Origin of the sequence: Pseudomonas sp. 2835, from assembly GCF_050435905.1 — a bacterium.
GTDB lineage: Bacteria > Pseudomonadota > Gammaproteobacteria > Pseudomonadales > Pseudomonadaceae > Aquipseudomonas.
Map to the genome: position 1 here is coordinate 21,753 of NZ_JBNDLE010000004.1, position 14,592 is coordinate 36,344.

The following is a 14,592-nucleotide window of genomic DNA, read 5'->3' on the forward strand; positions in this document are numbered from 1 at the left end:
TCACACCACCTTCGCGTAGAGGAAAGCGTTGGGTTCCAGCATGCCGGCCAGGGCGGCGCTCTGCAGTTTCAACCAACGTGCGCTCGGATCTGGGGTGACCCAGCTTTTCGGGAAGCGCACCGCCTCCACCAGGCCGCTCTCAATGGCGTCGATGTCCTGAATCGCGCCGTACAACATCGCGTTGCGCGTTGAAGTCGCGCCAAGAATCAACCCACCAGCAGGCACCATCTGCTGTTCGTCCCCGCCATCGTCCAGGTACCACTCGTCATACACATACAGGTCGATGCCCGGATCGTTCAGGTAGCCCAGGTAAGTCACGCCGTCGGGCAGCAGCTCAGGCTTGATCAAGCCCATATCTACACGGCGGCTATTGAGCTGTTTCAACACGGTTTCATTACTTTGAAACGCATCCTGGGCCTCACCGCTGAGCACCGCGACGTTGCCGGTGCGCCCGGAGTCTTTGGCGATCTGTCGCTTCCACTGCCGCAGGTTGCCGATGGGGTCAGAGTCCGAGCTGTTCCAGCGGCCGGTGGCCAGGGTGACCTTGTGGCTGTCTTCCATCAGGAAGTCGATGGTGTCATCCACGCCCTCGCCAACCACACGAACCCGGCCGGTGCTCAACGCCTGAGCGCACATCCACTCTTCGCGACGGGTGATCTCATCGTCCAGCTCGGCCAGGTCACGCCCCAGTTGCTCACCCGCACGTTCCAGAGGGGTACGGGCAGAAAAGGGGTTGTCACCGGCAGCACGCTTGAGGATCTGCTCGGCACGGGTTTTACGCTTCGGCTGGATGTATGGCGGGGTGTAAGTCTCGCTGCTAAAGCCGGTACGCAGTGAGATGCTGCCCGGCAGCGAAGGGTGAACGAACGGCGCCATCGTGCGTTGGCCTTTGACGATGTCGATGGTCACCGCTTCGGTACCGAAGGTCACCGGGTTGGCACCGTTGAAAAAGGTATTCATCAGGAAACGTCGCGGCAGTGTCATCTGCTCGACCGCGTCCAGCATGGTCAGGGTGTCGAAAATATCGGTCATGGGGGCTCCGGTCAGCGAATGAAGAGGCACAGAGGTCGCAGCGCGGCCTTTGCGGCGGCCAGGGTCAGGCCCTCGCCGAGAGTGAGTTGGCTGCCCAGCACTTGGCCGGTCAGGCGGATCGGGGCGTTCTTGGCGCCACCCGTGGTGTCGACGTCCTGGTCGAGGATCGCCGTCGGTAACTGCGACCCATCATCGGCTGCGGCCTTGCACAGCAGGTATTCCTTAGTGGCGGATACCTGTCCCAGGACGGCGCCACAGCTCAAGGTTTGGCCTGCAGCAATGACACCGGTATCCATCGCGATGGGGAAGTCGCCCGCAGACAACTGCCGTGGCTGGTAGGTAGTGCGTTTGGGGTTGCTCATGGGTGTCTCCAGTTAACGGCGCGAGGCGCCTGAAACAATGGCGCTGACGGCGGCCTTGCGCTCGCCTTGCTTGCCGTCGCCGGTTGGGGTGGTGCCGGTTACGCCCTGGGCATCGCTCTTGATGCTTGCCAGCGAAATACCGCGATCCTGTGCGGCCTTGAACATCACCAGCGCGGTCGCTTCAACAGAGCTGCCGTTATCGATGGCCGCCTCGATTTCCTTCTCGAAGCCCTTGCTGGCCAGCGCATTGATGCCTTTGATCCGCTCGCGCTCTTCGGTAGCAGCCTCGGTACGGATCGAGGCGATGTCCGGCTGGTCAGCCTGGGCAATCTCGATGGTGTTGACGTCGGTACCGGCAGCCAGTGCCGCACGCAGGTCTGCCGTGGTCTTGACGGTGGTCATGGTGTATATCCTTGTGGAGGTGATGGCCGGTTTGGCCAGTTCGGTGATCAGGGCTTCCAGCGAGCCCACGCGATGGGCCAGGCCGTGCTTGACGGCATCAGCGCCGACACGCAACCCGCCGTGGTCGCCCATCTCGGGGACTGTCTCGGCATCGACACCCAGGTTGCGGGCAACCTTGCTCACGAAGACATCGCCCAGGGCGTCGATGGTCTCGCCGAGCTTGCTGCGCCCTTCCTCGGTGGAGAGGTCCAGGCGCTTGTTCGGGGCGTTGCGGCTGACGATCTGGTATCGCTTGCGGCCGCTGGCCGACTCGTTTTCGACAACCGCTTCGACAACGACGCCGATGCTGCCCGCCAGACTGGCCTCGTCGATGACGATTTCGCTGGCTGCCGAGGCGATCCAGTAACCTGCGCTCGCCCCCGTGCCGCCGATGTACGCGACGATGCGTTTGCGGGAGCGCCCGGCAAAGATCATCTCGGCCAGTTCGTTGATGCCCGACGCCACGCCACCAGGGCTGTCGATGTTGAGCACGATGGCCTTGACCTTCGGGTCATCCAAGGCGCGCTGGATATCGGTGGCCAGGACCTGAGTACTGGTCGCGCCGCTGATCTCGGTGAACAAGTTGGCGTAGCGAAAGATCGGCCCTATGACCGGTACCACCGCCACGCCGTTGCGCAGGCTGACACTGCGGGTTTCTTCCAGCCGCTCGCCGCGCTTGGTCGCCAGTGCCACCGGATCGCCCATGCGATCAGAGATGGCCAACAGGTTGTCCAGGGCGTCGGGCAGCATCAGCCAGGGCTGCGAGGCAGCCAGCTCAAGTGCTCGCGGCATGTTTAATCCTCTTCGGTTTTGGGCTCAGGCGGGTTTTCCAACCCACCTTTGGGCAGGGCCTGCAGGTTGTGTTTGCGGCGCTGGTCGACCTCACGCACACGCTGGCGGAACACCTGCTGCCAGGGCTCGCCGGTCATTGCAGCCGTTTCCAGAGTTTCGTTGCTGACGCCGATCTCGATGCGCTTGCCAGCGGCATTGGCCTCTTTGAGTTCATCGATGGCACCACGCGCCGGCCCGATCCAGATGGCCTGGCAGTACGCTCTGCGCTTGGCTGGGTCGCCGTATCCCGGCAGATCGATCAGGCCCCTGGCCACCGCTTCATCGATCACCAACTCGCGACTGGGCTGGCAGAAGTCGCAGGCCAGCCACCAGCGGCGCAGGCTGTAGAAACGCCATGCCTGCAGCATCGCGGCGCGGGCAGCGCTGTAGCTGCTGCTGTAGTGCAGCAGCAGTTCTTCCAGCGGCAGCTCCAGGGCGGCGCCAATCTCTTTCACCACGGCGGTGAAGAACGGATCGAACTGGGCATTCGGCCGACCGGGGTTGGCCACAACTGGTTCCTCGCCCACGCCGAGATCAACCACAGCGCCCTCGCCCAGGGCCAACTCTCCGTCGGTGGTGTCATCCCCGCCTGGGCTCTCTTCAGCCAAAGCCGTCATCGGCAGGTTGCCTGGCTGGAAGTCGCTGCTCTTTTTGATGAACACGGTGAACATGGCCGAGATCACCGCCGCCATAAGCTCGGCACTGGCGTAGCGCTCAAGCTTCTGCAAGGGTTCAAGCACCGGAGCCAGATAAGGCATGCCCCGCTTCTGGCCGGGCCGTTCCTTGTCCGCCATTACATGCAACACGCGGCGGCGGCCTGTCTCAGCGCCGAACACGCTCAGCCGTTCCCAGCTCAGGGGCTTACCCGCGAGGTGCTCGCCGACATAGCCGGTGCAGACGTGGTACGCCACGGGCGAACCCAGCCCATCGAACTCGACGCCATCGACCAGGTCGACCCGGTCCAGGCCAGTATTCGGGTTGCTGACCCGGTCGGATTCGATCAACTGCAAACGGGTGCTGAAGATGCAGCCGGGGCGCTCCTGGTCCGGGCTGGCCACGAACACATCGCCCGCGACCATTGACGACACCAGGACCAGCGCCTGGAGCTGGTAATGGTTGAGCGTGGCCTCCGCATCGCACTCCCGAGGGTCGTCGGCGTACAACGACCACAGGCGGTCAAGCTCGCCGTTCAGGTCGTCCGCCGCCTCTTCGCTGATACCGAGCGCCGCATGGTCGACCTGGGCGCGGCAAACCAGGCCGGTACCAACCACATTGGTACGCAGTCGGGTGATCGCCGCACGAGCGATCAGGTGGTTACGCATGGCATCGCGTGAGCGAGCCACCAACATCCGCCGCTCGCTCTGGTTGAAGTCGCGGCGCGGACTGCCCAGGCCTGGGATCCAGCTGGCCATGCTACGGAGCATGCGCGAGGCACCGCGCCACCGGGTTTCGACCCCGCCACCGCCACCCTGGGCAACGATCTGCTGGCCACCCACCGTAGCCTTGGCAAGCTTCAGGGCTTCGCGCATCAGTAGGTCAGCAGCTCGCTCAGGCTTTTTGAATGGCCACATGCTCAAACCCTCACGTACGAAACGCGGTTGCGGCCACGGTGCTGGAGCGCTGCCGCCTCAGCGGCGACCTGCTCGGCGTACTGTTTCTCCAGCAGACGCAGGCTGTTGAGTTCGGCCATCTGGACCTCACGATCCGCCCGGCGCAGGCGCTGGCCGTTTTTCAGGACGGCCGAGATCGCCGCCCGAACTTCCGCAAGGCGTTGTTGTGCTTCTGTCATGGTGAACCTCGATTAGCTGACGCGGCTCCGAGTGCCACGCCCGCGAGTCACAGCGCGGCGAGGCACCGGCGCTACCGCCTGCTCAGTGTTGAAGAGGGTAGGCTGAAGCTGTTGCTGCTCCAGCTGGTCCCATTCGTGATCGCGCAGCAGGTGGGTCTTGAGGCTGCGCGCCGCGTGCAGGGCGTAAACCTCGCAGTCCAGGGCTTCGTTGCGCCGCCCTGCTTTCTTCTGCCAGACCATCTTGCTTGGCTGTCGTGGGTGCGGCGCCAGCACTTCGTTGGTGACCTGCTCGTAGTAATCAGCGCGAATCTCGCTGTACCAGTGCATGCGGCCGGGCCCACTGCCCGAGAGCCGCATACGGCCATCGATCAGCGTCTTGGCCTTGTGAGTGCCAACGATGTAGACCCGCAGCCCGTACTTGGCAGCCTTAGTATTGTCCTGGCTGGTGTCCGCTGACTGGGCCGGTTTGGTGAAGATCTCCCGGTCCCGGCTGTCGATCGATGCGCCCTTGATCGCCATTATGTTGAAGCGCTGCCGATCCCGAACGTAGGTGTAAACCGCATCGTTAGTGTTGCCGTCGGAGCTGTCGATACTCACCGCTGACACGGCCAGCTGAGCGCCGCCCTCGGCGGGTATCGGTGTGGCGATGATCTTGTCCAACTCAGTCCATACCGGATCGTGGGGATCAATCGGATTGCCCTCCAACTCGCCCCAGTACAGCCGCCAGGACTCTTCTCCCCTGCCCCAGCCCACGATCACCAGGGCCAGGCGGTCACCTTGAACGTCCACGCCGACGGTGACCAACAGCACGCCTTTCGGCGCGGTCAACTCGGTGTAAGGTTCGGCGCGCTTCTCCAGCTCGTCCGTCTTGGGCGCATTGCTCTTGTACTCATAGCACTCGCCCATCTGGCTGTTGGTGAACGCGATCATCGGGCCGTGGTTGCCGTTCGACGCGGCGTGTTCGGCCTGGAGCTTCTTCTCCATCAGCACTTCGAATCGAGAACCGTGGAACGTGGCATACAGCTCATTGAGGATGTAACCCGCGATACCCCGAAACTCGGCGGTAGCCTCCCAACGGCCGTGCTGGAGGTTGGCGTTCTTCTGGTGGTCGTCCCAGATCTCGCCGCAATGAGGGCAGGCGTAGTACGCCGTTTCCGGCCGACGCTTGCCATATACCTCGTGGTGATAGCTGGGATCTTCGTCGCAATACAGGTGCTCGAAGCTCAGCGCATGCGACTGACCGCAGCCATGGCATGGCACCAGGCCAATGCGTTTGTCCGACAGCTCCAGCTCCGCGTCAATCGCCGAGAGCCCCTTGATGGTAGGCGTGCCACCGATAATGATCTTGGACCGCCGGAACGTTTTGAGGCGCTCCTTGGCCAGCTTGATACTGTCCCCCTGCCCCCGTAGGTTGAGGTTGCAGTCATCTGGCTCTTCAACCGCGACCCGAGGCACTGGCGTGGACTTTACGCTGGAGGGGCTGTTTGATCCGACCATCTTGAGGAAACCGCCAGGGAAGCGCTTGAAGTCCTGGCGCTGCTGCAGCTTACGGCTGCGGAGATCGACCTTCTTACGCAAGCGCTTGGTCGCCGCGATCATCGGCTCCAGCTTTTCAGCAACGTACTGCTTGGCCGCTTCGGCCTTGGGAAACAGAATCAGGATCGGGGACGGATCAAGGTCTATCCACTTGCCGATGGCGTTACCCATCACACCTGAGGTCCAGGCCACCTGGGCGGACTTGCGACCAACGATCTCGAACACGTTCGGATCGTCCAGGGCTTCCAGCGGGCCACCCGGCCAGACCAGGTGAGGCGTGACATCGAAACGGTATTTACCTGGCTTGCCCGCCTCTTCAGTGGAGAGGTAGCGGTACTTGGTGGCCCACTCGATGATGCTCATTCGTGGCGGCGGCGCCCATTTTCGGCACGCCCGGCTGATGCCCTTACTCGCCGTCTTCTTCAGAGCCCTCCTCATCGTCCGGCTCGTCAGGATCCCATTCGGGATCATCGTCATCCTCGTCATACGCGGACAACCTCCTGAGTATTAGTTCGATGGGCTCGCGGATCAGTTGGTCGTCAACTTGGACGCCGTACTGCGCGGACAAAGTTGCGGACAACTCATCCGGCAGAGTGTTGAGCAGCTCGATCTTGGCGGCGGTAATGACAGCCTCGAAGCGGGAAACCATCTCTGCCTCGATCACGACTTCGCCCAGGTCCTTGGCCAGCGCCAGCTCTTCGCGGTCGCCGCGTAGCCTGTCTAGCCGATCCCGTGTGCTTTCTTTCTTGCCGTTCAACGCAGCCTGGCGCATGAGCCACTCGATCACCGCCTGGGTGTCGTACTGGTTTTCGTTGCCGCGCCCCACGCCAAACTCGATCACCGGCATTCCGTCCTTCTGCCAGCGGCTGAGGGTGCGCTCATCTCGACCGACGATCTCACCAAGTTCGGCCTTGCTGACTGTCCTTCCCATTGCTAAGTCCTTGAAAAGACGGACATCCCTGCACACACCTCAGCTGCAGAGATTCCGCGAGTCCCCGTACCCGTGTAGGGGGCGGCCCAGGGGGAGGACCCAGAAAATTGGCACCCCCACCCCCACCCCGCCTGGGTCACTGACCAGCACCACCGCTCGATGGCGGCACATCGCAGACACCCAGGCGCTTGGCGGCCCAACGTTCGTACAAGCCGATTGCCACGTCGGCACCGGCCATGGCCGTGAGGCAACCAACAGCCCCCGCCGACCAGATCGACAACCCCAAGGAGTACAAGAGCATGATGGTCGAGAGCCCGCAGACGATGCAGGCACCTGACCGCAGGGCGATCCGCCGCACTAGTCCCCAGCCCCGAGCACCGGCCTTGTCTGCCCGCCACATCTCACCTGACACCCCGCCGACCAGGGCCAGTACGATGACCATCCAGATAGGCATATCAATCAGCGTTTGCTGTTCACTAGTCATGTCTTTAACAACTTCTCCTCATGCAGGGTGGATATGGTGCTAATGTCAAAATGCAACCACAACATAGGCTAAGGAGGCCTTATGCAGTTCTTGCACAAACGCGAACACTTGAACGAAGGCGATGTTGTCGAGGTACAGTGCTCTCACCAATGCAATGTTCGACTGACCACCGACTCTCAGTTTTCGAACTTCAAGAATGGTAAGAAGCACACGTACTACGGTGGCTTCTACAAGCAACTGCCTGCACGCATCGCTGCGCCACATTCCGGCTACTGGAACATCACTATTGACCTAGGTGGTGGGTCCGCCCAGATCCGCCACTCGATTACTATCCACCGAAATGACTAGTTCACCTCGACACTGATCAAGCGCCATCATCAGCGCTCGTTCTAAACGCTTGAGGGTTCCATCTGCTCCGTAGGTGTTGCTGGTGAAGCCGCCTACGGGGCTCCTCGACCAAATCAATTCGCCCCCCTCATCTCGTACTTCAACTCGCATCGTCATCTCCTTGCGTACTCCCAAAAGAAAACCCCGCCAAATGGCAGGGTTCTCAATGCACCTAAGACCGGAGCAATTGCATGGCACAGTGGTTGTTGGGTCAGCGCCTAAGCGCACTTTTCATATCGTGGCGCCTTTTTACATGCCACCGGAAAAACCGAAAAGAGGTGATTTTCGGTTCGCAGCCTTGACGCTACTTCGACGCATCCCCGGCGCATACTCGGCGCATTGTTAGCCGACGGACGGTATGCCGTCGATTCGGACCAGAGCGCGCTATAAGAATCGATAACACCTGCAAATGCAGCGCCTTGACCCAGTTACGGTAGGTCCGATCAGCATCTTCGGCGAGCCCCACCTGGTGCATTTGCTCGCGGATCGTTGCGCCATGCAAGTAGCGGAACTGGGCCAGCTTTGCCAACGTTGCACCACGCTGATCACGGCGCTCCAGTTCAGCGACCGCTGCATCGACTTCTGCCGCTGAGTGATCCAGACCAGCTCCGGCTACCAGGATACGCGCACCAGATGATCCGCCTCGGGGGGCTGCCCCCTTCCATTCCATGATGCTGCCCATTTGGCTGCCTAATCCAGCATCCTGCCCAAGCAGGGACCGCTGCCTGCCCCAATGACACATTAAATCCGCTACCGCTTGTAGGCGTTCAGTCTGATCCATTGTCATTGCCCCCTCACCGTAAACTGAACCCGACACACATTCACGCTACCCAACACAAACCCAACACAGTTAAAACTCAATAAAATCAATTGATTGCCTATGGTTGTGTCGAGTGTGTTGGGTTTGTTGAGTTTTTGAAGTTTCGCATGGACTTTGAATTCACCTATAGCGGCGCCACTAAAGTTGGCGCGCCTGCGCGTGCGCGTGCGCAAACCCAACACACCCGCCACGGATGCCCGCCCCCCTGCTGATTCCGGGGCTTGAGACTGTGTTGGCCTGCCAGAACGGACCCAACACCAACCCAACACACCCACCACACTTACTGACGCACTCATGCCGCGATCCCCTTGACGTGCTCCCAAGCGTCCACGTTCCAGCCGGCGAGCTTTGCCCGAGCACGCCACTCGACGACGTTCTTGCCCAGCTCGGCCGACTTCAAGGAAGGGGGCAGGGAGGGATCGCCGTCACTGGGAAAGAAGAACGCGGCGAAACGCCGGTTGTTGCCATCGGTCCAGGGGATCGCCCGCGTCTTCTCCACCGTCGCGCTGAGCATCAGCGAGAACTTGGTCTGACTCATGGAGTGCTCCTTATTGCGTGAGCACCACTCGAGGAACAGTGCATACAGATCGCTGGTGAGGCAGCAACCCCATAGGTCATGCCCCAGCTCGCCAGTACGCCAAAGGAAAAGGAAGGTTTGCCAGGCCGTGCGACTCAGGGCTACCAACCGCTGACGCGCCTCGGTATCAGGCGGACGCGTGCGCTGGTCAAACTCACCCAGGTCTACAGCCAACAGCCAGCCATACAACGCCGCCACCCCGCCGTTGGCCAGTTCATGACTGATCGCCTTTTGCCGTTCGACCGGCAGCGTCTCCATTGGCCACATAACCAGCATTCGGCGGTCAGCGTCGCTGATCGGCCACGGCATGATCTCGTTACTCAGGAAGACCGCGTTCATATGGTTGGCTTCCTCCCAACCATTGATGAACTTGGACTCCATGCGCACCGTCTTACCGGTGATCATGTGCTTGATCTTGCCCACCTGGTTGTAGCGTTGATCCCGGCTGACGACTTCTTCGAACACCGCCCATAGTTTGCGGCTTTGCCAGGCGTTGAAGCTGCCCTCCAGCTGCGTCTGCCCGACGGTCGCCGCGTATTGGCCATACAGCTGGCCGAACACATCAGCAAACAGCAAACTCTTGCCGGAACCCTCCATGATCGAATGCATCAAGACGGCGGTGTCCATCTTGGCTCCCATGTGCTGCAGCGGATACGCAAGCCACTTGACCAGCCAATCCAGCGCCTTGTTGTCATGGTTGCAGAGGAATGAGATCAACCATCGCAGGTTCTCGCATGCGGCGTCATCACGCACCGGCTCCAGGGGCAACCCGTCGAAGGTATTGATGTAAACATTCGGGTCCTTGCGCATGGTCGGGTCGAACACGATATGGTCGACGTCCACCACCCGACGATCCTGGCTGTTCAACCACCACTTGTATTCCTCGCCCAGGGCCATCTTCACAGCGCCTTCAGCGATGCGCCGTTTCTTCTCGCGGTCCCAGACGTCCTTTGTGCCGTCGATGTACACATAGCGTTCAATAGGGTCCATCTTCAACGCTGCGCCTTTTTTGGCCGACAGACGCCGCGCCTGGTCCAGCTCTTGGACCTTCTCCGACGCGATCAACTTCTTGTCGGTCCGCTCCATCCATTCCTTCGCGAGCGGCTTGCCAACCAGGGCCTCGAAACCGGTCCGCTTCATAGGCTTACCCTTGTCGAAGTCCCACACGTTGGTGGTGCTCTCGACCAGGGCGAACCGCCGCATCGCTCCGTCGATGTCCAAACCATTACCCCCCGCGCCCCCTTGGCCTGAGGAGCCGGCCGAGCTGGCTACCTCGCTATCCAATGCTTCGCGGGCCACACCTTCTTCCTGTTCAGTTGTGGCCGCACCGGCTGGCTGCCTCACGGGCTCATTTACCGATGGGGCATGGGGAAGCTCGCCGAGAGGCGGTGGGGCTGGTGGACGCGACTTAACATCCAAACCGAGGGCCTTCGCAGCCGCTCTGGTCGCTGCCCGCTGGTCACCGTCGTGCATCAGGATGCAGAAAACGTCGAAAGCGTCGTTCTTGTGGCCATTGGCAAGCGGATCGGAGCTGTGATGTGAATAGAGCTTGCCATCGATGATGGTCACTCCTGGATCGCCACTGCTGCTGTGCGGGCACAGCCACTTGTCACCTCTACGCTCGTAGCCGTGGGCCTCGATCAGCGTTGCGATGTCGTGACAACGGTTGAACTCGGGAATGACCTCTGGCAGTCGATCTCCAGAACGTTCAGCGGCTAAGTGGGGCCTCGAGGCAGGAAGGGCCGGAGCAGCTGCAGGCTTAGGCGCCCAAGGACACACCGCTTGCGCCTGAGCCTTGAGTTGATCCCATCCAAGCCAAATTGCCAACAATTCAGCTGGCAGCTCAGGCATGCCCTCAGGCGGGGGTGGATTGCGCCAAGTGTACGGCTGGCCAGTACCAGGATGAATGGATGGCGGCAGAACGTCTTGAACAGCACCACCCCGCAGTTCGAACACGGTTGTCCGTTTGAAGGGCTCTGCAGCCATGCGCAGCGCGGCTACCCTGCCCGCGTCACCCGCCTTTTTGGCTGCCACCATCTGAGCGGTGAGAGCCTTCAGAATCGAGCCATCCGGGTCCGCCTGGTTGGGCCAAGTGAGCGAGCGACGACTCAATTCAACGCCTGTAGGCACCCGAAACATAACGCGAAAACGCGCAGGGTTACCCACGGTGGTGGGATGGGCGGCGGCAAGCGCATCGAGGTCCAGCCCGAATGCCTCCTGCAGGACCTGCCGCGACATCTCTACTTCATCAACGTCCAGCGAGCACACCTGGCTTGGGCCAAGCACTACACCAAGGTTGTGGGTTGGATGAGCAGCCCAGAACGCCTCGGCCGCGTCGGCATCAGTGAAGTAACCACCGGGCTTGTTCCAGGCGTCCCCCTTGGGCCCCTTCTCTCCTGGTTCAACGGGTACCAGAGCGAGCCCGAAAGTTTCGATATAACGCCGCGACCATGCCGCAATCGAATGTCCTTTGGGCTCGCTCATCTACGCCGCTCCCGCAGCTCCTGGCAACTCACGCAGGTCTCACAACCCGCGACCAATTGCTGACGCAGCAACGGAATAGCGTCGTCGCAATCCTCACAGAACTGGGCGCTAGGTTTGCTGGGCTTTTGCGTATGGCGCTGAAGCGCCATTTGAAGGAAGTACTCGGCCTGCTCGTTTGCAACGTCGAGAGGATCTGGATGGTTAGCCATTGGTGCGGTCCTCCATGGCCTGACGAGCACCGGCCATGATGGCCAACACCTGCCGGATCACATCCATGCCGCGCTGTTCAAGATGCAGCACCTCATGCAGCTCCCAGATATTGTCCGCCGCACCATCGTGCATGCTGCTAACGAACTCGCCAGCCTCATCAAGCAGCTTGCCGACAGCTTTAAGCGCTTCATTTGTGGCAGGAACTGGCTCCGGGCGGTACCACACAACTCCCGCCGCCCTGCAAATCGCGTCGAGCACCCTTGGATCGGGCCTCAATGCCAGAAACTCTTCTAGCTCATCGGGCGAAAGCCAGCGGCGCTCTTCATTGGGGTTGAGCTTTTTCTGCAGAGCATCGACATCCATGCCCATCTCATAAGCTGCTGAAGTAATGCCGCCCTCTGGATCGCGCCCTGCACGATAGAGCGCCCGCCGAAGCCTGAGGACCACGCCTGGACGTGGAAATAGATCAATACGACTCATAACCGTTAAACCTCGATTAACGGTGTAGCCACAGGATTGGGCAAGCCCTATCCTACGACCACGACCGATGTGCCTGTTCAAGTGTGTTGTGCGACACGGCATGTCGTTCTAGTCATCCGGTGATTCTTGTGGTGAGAGGCAACCGGATGGCGGGTGTAGCGGTGCTAATACATCGTCAACGCTGAGCTGGGAGGTTCTTGTGGTGAGAGGCCCAGCTCAGCACTCCTTACTTTTGGGGCTTATTTGCGATCTTGATTTGCTCTTCGTAGAACTGCTCAACAGCCTTGCCCACCTCATAGCGGACTGCCGCCCCCTTCGTTGCGCGATAGATAGTCGGCTGGGTAACCCCCACCCGCTCAGCAATTGCCCGCTGGGAGAATCCCAACTCAATCAGTTTTTGAAGCATCTCTTGAATGGTCATTGCACCCACCGATGCGTTATCGAATTGAGCGGATAATACCCAAACGAATTAACCAGAGCAATACAATTCCGATACGCAAACGAATCGAGCAATAGCCGTGATTGGAAAACGCATAGCCCAGCGAATGCAGGAACTAGGCTGGTCGGAAGGGGAACTAGGTAGGCGTTCAGGCGTACCTCAACCCACCATCCACAGGATCCTGACAGGGACATCCGCTAGCCCTCGCCAATCGAATGTCGAGAAGCTTGCAAAAGCCCTGGGGGTTACCAGCGAGTGGCTCTGGAAAGGAGGCGAAGCTCCTGACATGACTGTTGGACCTAACTCCAACATCGAGCCAGGTCCTCGCGTTCGCGGCTTTGTCCCTCTGATTTCATGGGTCCAGGCCGGGGCGTGGTGCGAGATGCAGGACGTGCTCGAGCTGCAAGATGTGGAGACGTGGCTTCCCTGCGCCGTATCCCACAGTAGCGGTACCTTCGCGCTACGAGTAAGGGGGCTTTCGATGTTCAACCCCCATGAGCGGCGGTCATTCAGGGATGGCGACATAATCTTTGTAGATCCAGCTAAAGACTACGAGAACGGGTCACTTGTTATAGCCAAGCTACCCGACAGCCGGGAAGCGACCTTCAAGCAGATCGTCTGCGAGGGAACGCGCCAATTTCTCAAGCCACTCAATCCCTCCTGGCCCGACCCAATCATTGAGTTACCTGATAGCGCACTGATCTGCGGCGTGGTGATTTCGAAAGTGGAGATTTTCTAACCAAACCTCCTAACCGATCAATACGAATATGTATTGACCTGATAAATTCGTTTGAGTATTGTCTGGACCGCACCCCCCTCTCACCACTGAGGTCCAGACATGCAACCCATACATATCGCTAGTGAATGCAAGGTCTACTTGCATCCAACCACCTGCACTCGCCCTGCTATCGTGGACGCTTTCCAGCGTCGCACCGGGCTCCAACTGATTGTCTCTCCGACAGGAATCGTTCGCGCCATCCCCGCTGGAGGTGCCGCATGAGCGAGTACATTCTCCCCCTCAAGCGAGTCATGCTGCTTCAGCACGTTCTGGAAAATGGCGGCACAACCACCTGCCCCATGCGCCGACCTGAGACGTCCATTGACGCTCGAATCGACGTTGAGAACGATGACCGCACTCATCGGCTGAAAGTTACCTTCGGCCCTCTCACCGGCTCTCTCACACTGCAACGCGGCGACTCGGCGAAATACATCGCCTTGCGGGACTTTATGCAAGACCTGGCGAATGGCCGGACTGAGTCTGGGCAACTGTCGCAGCAGGCGTTTGCTCTTATGGAAGCACTCGACAGCGTGAACGGCGTGCTTGAAGGGGATCAGATCGCCTACATCACCCCGACTACCAACTCGGAGCGCCCCTTCGGGGTCGTTGTGACCAACGTACAAGGCGAAATCTGTGCGGCTGTCACCGGCAGATGTAAGAACCATCTTGCAGAATCCGTACGCGTCAAGCTCCGGCCCACCCAAGAGGGGGCGGGGAGCACCCATGACTGACACGCTGGCCCAGCTGCGCAAGCAGTTCACCACGCCTTGCCCAACGCTATCAGCGGTGCGAGAGCAATACTTCCCGCACATAAAGACAGACCGCCGGCTGCGCGAGTTGATCAAGACCAACCGGGTCAAACTCAAGCTCAGCAAGGTGCATAACTCGGCACGAGCGCAAACCGTGGTCTACCTGCACGACCTTGCTGACTTCCTCGACTCCCAATCGAAGCAAACGGCGTAAACGGCGGTCCCGGCCTGTTGGGACACCTTGCTCGGCATCGAACCTCAC

Annotated in this window: 16 protein-coding genes; 4 read left to right on the forward strand and 12 right to left on the reverse strand. The window is 60.3% G+C overall.

From position 1 onward, the window contains the following. The 8 genes from ABIE20_RS06420 to ABIE20_RS06455 all read right to left on the reverse strand — a co-directional run bounded on the left by ABIE20_RS06420 (window position 1) and on the right by ABIE20_RS06455 (window position 7,406). Entirely contained in the window at window positions 1-1,032 is a 1,032-nt protein-coding gene (locus tag ABIE20_RS06420; protein WP_429503752.1) for a major capsid protein, read from the reverse strand. Window positions 1,033-1,043: 11 nt separating this feature from the next. Next, complete coding sequence (locus ABIE20_RS06425) at window positions 1,044-1,394, reverse strand: head decoration protein (protein WP_429503754.1); 351 nt, start codon at window positions 1,392-1,394, stop codon at window positions 1,044-1,046. A gap of 12 nt (window positions 1,395-1,406) precedes the next feature. Continuing rightward, complete coding sequence (locus ABIE20_RS06430; RefSeq protein WP_429503756.1) at window positions 1,407-2,627, reverse strand: S49 family peptidase; 1,221 nt, start codon at window positions 2,625-2,627, stop codon at window positions 1,407-1,409. A gap of 2 nt (window positions 2,628-2,629) precedes the next feature. Beyond that, window positions 2,630-4,237 (reverse strand): phage portal protein, encoded by a 1,608-nt coding sequence (locus ABIE20_RS06435; protein WP_429503758.1) that lies wholly within the window; start codon window positions 4,235-4,237, stop codon window positions 2,630-2,632. A 2-nt stretch (window positions 4,238-4,239) separates the two neighbouring features. Next, window positions 4,240-4,455: a hypothetical protein gene (locus ABIE20_RS06440; RefSeq protein WP_429503760.1), complete on the reverse strand. Its 216-nt coding sequence runs from the start codon at window positions 4,453-4,455 to the stop codon at window positions 4,240-4,242. Between the two features lie 12 nt (window positions 4,456-4,467). After that, complete coding sequence (locus ABIE20_RS06445) at window positions 4,468-6,354, reverse strand: phage terminase large subunit family protein (protein WP_258715469.1); 1,887 nt, start codon at window positions 6,352-6,354, stop codon at window positions 4,468-4,470. A gap of 43 nt (window positions 6,355-6,397) precedes the next feature. Beyond that, window positions 6,398-6,922: a terminase small subunit gene (locus tag ABIE20_RS06450; protein ID WP_036994573.1), complete on the reverse strand. Its 525-nt coding sequence runs from the start codon at window positions 6,920-6,922 to the stop codon at window positions 6,398-6,400. Between the two features lie 136 nt (window positions 6,923-7,058). Then, window positions 7,059-7,406: a phage holin family protein gene (locus ABIE20_RS06455; protein ID WP_213603691.1), complete on the reverse strand. Its 348-nt coding sequence runs from the start codon at window positions 7,404-7,406 to the stop codon at window positions 7,059-7,061. Between the two features lie 81 nt (window positions 7,407-7,487). On the opposite strand from ABIE20_RS06455, the gene ABIE20_RS06460 reads away from it, so the two are divergent. Beyond that, window positions 7,488-7,754 (forward strand): DUF1883 domain-containing protein, encoded by a 267-nt coding sequence (locus ABIE20_RS06460; protein WP_213603688.1) that lies wholly within the window; start codon window positions 7,488-7,490, stop codon window positions 7,752-7,754. A gap of 1,151 nt (window positions 7,755-8,905) precedes the next feature. On the opposite strand, the gene ABIE20_RS06465 is transcribed toward ABIE20_RS06460, so the two are convergent. From ABIE20_RS06465 to ABIE20_RS06480, 4 genes are all read right to left on the reverse strand, one after another. Further along, window positions 8,906-11,674: a bifunctional DNA primase/polymerase gene (locus tag ABIE20_RS06465; RefSeq protein WP_429503763.1), complete on the reverse strand. Its 2,769-nt coding sequence runs from the start codon at window positions 11,672-11,674 to the stop codon at window positions 8,906-8,908. After that, window positions 11,671-11,883 (reverse strand): TraR/DksA C4-type zinc finger protein, encoded by a 213-nt coding sequence (locus ABIE20_RS06470; RefSeq protein WP_213603684.1) that lies wholly within the window; start codon window positions 11,881-11,883, stop codon window positions 11,671-11,673. The genes ABIE20_RS06465 and ABIE20_RS06470 overlap by 4 nt, the downstream gene beginning before the upstream one ends. Then, window positions 11,876-12,364 (reverse strand): phage regulatory CII family protein, encoded by a 489-nt coding sequence (locus ABIE20_RS06475; protein ID WP_213603682.1) that lies wholly within the window; start codon window positions 12,362-12,364, stop codon window positions 11,876-11,878. Before ABIE20_RS06475 ends, ABIE20_RS06470 begins: the two co-directional genes overlap by 8 nt. A gap of 226 nt (window positions 12,365-12,590) precedes the next feature. Continuing rightward, window positions 12,591-12,785 carry a helix-turn-helix domain-containing protein gene (locus ABIE20_RS06480; RefSeq protein WP_213603680.1) on the reverse strand — a complete coding sequence of 65 codons (195 nt, stop codon included), beginning with the start codon at window positions 12,783-12,785 and terminating at the stop codon, window positions 12,591-12,593. Window positions 12,786-12,882: 97 nt separating this feature from the next. On the opposite strand from ABIE20_RS06480, the gene ABIE20_RS06485 reads away from it, so the two are divergent. The 3 genes from ABIE20_RS06485 (at window position 12,883) to ABIE20_RS06495 (ending at window position 14,544) form a co-directional block, all read left to right on the forward strand. Next, window positions 12,883-13,542 carry a LexA family protein gene (locus tag ABIE20_RS06485; protein WP_213603677.1) on the forward strand — a complete coding sequence of 220 codons (660 nt, stop codon included), beginning with the start codon at window positions 12,883-12,885 and terminating at the stop codon, window positions 13,540-13,542. A gap of 257 nt (window positions 13,543-13,799) precedes the next feature. Continuing rightward, window positions 13,800-14,312, forward strand: coding sequence for a hypothetical protein (locus ABIE20_RS06490; RefSeq protein ID WP_213603675.1), 513 nt, complete (start codon window positions 13,800-13,802; stop codon window positions 14,310-14,312). Then, on the forward strand, window positions 14,305-14,544 hold the full coding sequence (locus ABIE20_RS06495; protein ID WP_429503766.1) for a pyocin activator PrtN family protein: 240 nt from the start codon (window positions 14,305-14,307) through the stop codon (window positions 14,542-14,544). The genes ABIE20_RS06490 and ABIE20_RS06495 overlap by 8 nt, the downstream gene beginning before the upstream one ends. Window positions 14,545-14,592: the final 48 nt, after the last annotated feature.